Below are 665 nucleotides of genomic sequence, written 5' to 3' on the forward strand. Positions count from 1 at the left end.
CCTAAATCTTCTGGATCTCCAGGTCCATTTGATAAAAATATTAAATCTGGATTAACCTTTAATATTTGCTGAGATGAAACATCTGCAGGAAATATTGTTATTTTACAATTTCTCGCAGTAAATGAGCGCAATATATTTTCTTTTATTCCAAAATCAATAACAGCTACATGTTTCCCCGTACCGTATATTGTGTGGTGTTCTTTAGTAGTAACCTTCATCACTGCATTCACATTATTAAATGCAGAAAGCTTTTGCTGAATTTCACTTTGTGATAATTCCTTTGTAGCAATAATTCCTTTCATAGTACCATTAGTTCTAAGCATTTTTGTCAATGCTCTTGTATCTATGCCTTCCAGTGCTATTATTTTATTTTGCTTAAAATATCCCTCAAGGTCCATCTCACATCTAAAGTTACTAGGAGAATCACATTTTTCTCTAACAATAAAGCCCTTTACCTTAGGCGAGCTTGACTCTACATCCTCTAAATTAATCCCATAATTCCCAATGAGCGGATAGGTCATAGTTACTATTTGACCATAGTAGGATGGATCAGTTAAAATTTCTTCATATCCAGTCATCCCCGTATTAAAAACCACTTCCCCCACACTTTCTTCTAAATACCCAAATATATTACCTTCAAATATTATTCCATTCTCTAAAATCAA

1 protein-coding gene is annotated in these 665 nt (G+C 33.2%); it reads right to left on the reverse strand.

Features of this window, described 5'->3' with window-relative positions; all coding sequences use genetic code 11:
* Window positions 1-665 (reverse strand): carbamoyl phosphate synthase small subunit (locus KPL51_RS23105; protein ID WP_244998182.1); only part of this gene is annotated, 665 nt, incomplete at both ends.

The organism is Clostridium bowmanii (assembly GCF_018861315.1).
Classification (GTDB): domain Bacteria; phylum Bacillota; class Clostridia; order Clostridiales; family Clostridiaceae; genus Clostridium_AD; species Clostridium_AD bowmanii.